The sequence below is a fragment of the Protofrankia sp. Cr1 genome (genome assembly GCF_963555865.1).
GTDB lineage: Bacteria > Actinomycetota > Actinomycetes > Frankiales > Frankiaceae > Protofrankia.
The window spans coordinates 1-1,937 of the sequence record NZ_CAUVXO010000082.1 but is presented as its reverse complement, the minus strand read 5'-3'; the positions used below and the strand labels follow the sequence as shown (position 1 = coordinate 1,937).

2 protein-coding genes are annotated in these 1,937 nt (G+C 67.3%); one reads left to right on the top strand and one right to left on the bottom strand.

Going from position 1 to position 1,937, the window contains the following annotated elements:
- The coding region (locus tag U9980_RS09615) for a DUF559 domain-containing protein (protein ID WP_322767609.1) at positions 1 to 959 on the top strand (959 nt) is incomplete at its 5' end.
- Between the two features lie 91 nt (positions 960 to 1,050).
- Here U9980_RS09615 and U9980_RS09610 read toward each other — a convergent pair.
- Positions 1,051 to 1,860 carry an enoyl-CoA hydratase-related protein gene (locus U9980_RS09610; RefSeq protein ID WP_416210209.1) on the bottom strand — a complete coding sequence of 270 codons (810 nt, stop codon included), beginning with the start codon at positions 1,858 to 1,860 and terminating at the stop codon, positions 1,051 to 1,053.
- Positions 1,861 to 1,937 lie beyond the last annotated feature (77 nt).

Genomic DNA, 1,937 nt, shown 5'->3' with positions numbered 1-1,937 from the left:
CGGCTACCGGGGCTACGGCGGCAGACCCGGCCACACCGGCCACGCCGGCCGACGTGCTGGCCACTGCGCTCGCCCTCGCTGCCACGCAGAACGGTGCGCTGACCCGGGCTCAGGCCCTCGCCGTGGGCCTGAGCCCGGCGACGCTCTACCGCTTGGCTCACGTCGGTGGCTGGGAGAATCCGGTTCGGGGCGGCTTCGTCGTCCCGGCTGCTCCTGACCGTGTGCACGCCCGTGCCCGGGCAGCCCAGCTCATCCGCCCGGACGCGGTCGTCTGCGCAGTGACCGCTGCCAGGATCCACCGGTTTCCAGGGCTCCCGCAGCCGACCCATGACGAACCGATTCACCTGCTGTTACCGTCAACCGCGAGGACATCGCGCAGTCGGGGCGTAGTGCTGCGCTGGTCGCCGCTGACGTCGGCAGAGTCGATGACGGTCGCCGGCATCCGGATCACCCATCCGTCGCGAACCATCGCCGATCTGATCCTCTGGTCCTCACGTGAGGAAGCGGTGTGTCTACTCGACGCGCTTCTGCACGAGTATCGACTCGACGAGGAGAATCTCGCAGCGATCAAGATCGCGGTGGCCGGGCGACACGGTGGCCGGCGAGCCGACACCTTCTGGGACCTGGTTGACCGACGCTCGGAATCCCCGTTGGAGACCCGGCTCCGGCTGTTGTTGGTCGACGCCGGCCTTTCACCGGAACAGCTGCAATGGCCGGTCCGCAACGAGGTCACCGGCGTACCCGTCGCGCGACTCGATCTCGCCTGGCCATCACGCCTGCTGGACGTCGAGGCGGACGGTGCGGCCACCCATAACGGTACAACCGCCCTGTACCGGGACCGTTACCGGCAGAACGACCTCGTCGGCCGCGGGTGGACGGTCCTACGTTTCACGTGGCCGGATGTCGTCCATCGGCCGGAATACGTGATCGAAAGCGTCCGCAGACAGCTTGACCGTTGATCTTTCGAGGTTTGTACGCCGAAAAGGTACCGGATGATCGTACAAACCTCGAAAAATCAACATCGGTCCGCTTGGCGGTTCCGCCTGGCGTTCAGCGGGGCGGCAGCGGACGGAAGTCCGGCGGCCGGCGCTCCACGAAGGCGGCAACGCCCTCGCGGAAGTCGATACGCCGATCGGTGTCGCGGACCAACGCATCCGCGTCGAGCTGAGCGTCCGCGAGAGTCCGTCCCCAGTCTGCCGCCAGCTGGGCCTTGACCGCGGCCATCGCCACCGGAGCACAATTGGCCACCAGGTCAGCCGCATACGCCCGGGCGGCGGGCATGAGCTCATCCGGCGGAAACACCCGGTCGACCAGACCGAGCGCCAACGCCTCCTGCGCCAACACAACCCGACTCGAGATGAGCAGGTCAGCAGCCCGAGCAGGCCCGATTATGCGGGTCAGCAGCCAACTGACGCCGAATTCGGCCGGCAGTCCCCGTCGGGTGAACGACGGGGCGATCTTGATGCCGGCCGCCGCGAACCGCAGGTCACACGACAGCGCCTGGACCAGCCCGATGCCGGCACATGCACCGTTGAGGACGGCGATGGTCGGCTTGCGCAACGACCGGGCATGGGTCATTGGACGGGTCCGCCACGCCGGCTTCTCCGCGGCCGGACCCTGCGAGACGCTGTCGAGATAGCCCATGTCCATACCGGGGCAGAAGCTGCTGCCGGCCCCGGTGACCAGTACGACCCGGACGTCGGGATTGTCGTCACAGGCGTCGAGTAGATCGAAGAACGCCCGCTCCATCTCCAACGTCCAGGCGTTTTTTCGCTCTGGCCGGTGCAGGGTCAGCGTGGCGACGCCGCTGTCGACGTCGTAGAGCACAACCTCGGGCGCTGCGGTAACTGTCACGTGCATCAACCTATCCACGTTTCGAACAACCAACGGAGGCCGTCTGTCCCGACCGACAGCGGCTCGCCAGAGCACGCTCAGCT

What these genes read in the sequence shown, in the direction of transcription:
- U9980_RS09610 (WP_416210209.1), bottom strand. Translation starts at nt 1,860, where the DNA reads ATGCACGTGACAGTTACCGCAGCGCCCGAGGTTGTGCTCTACGACGTC.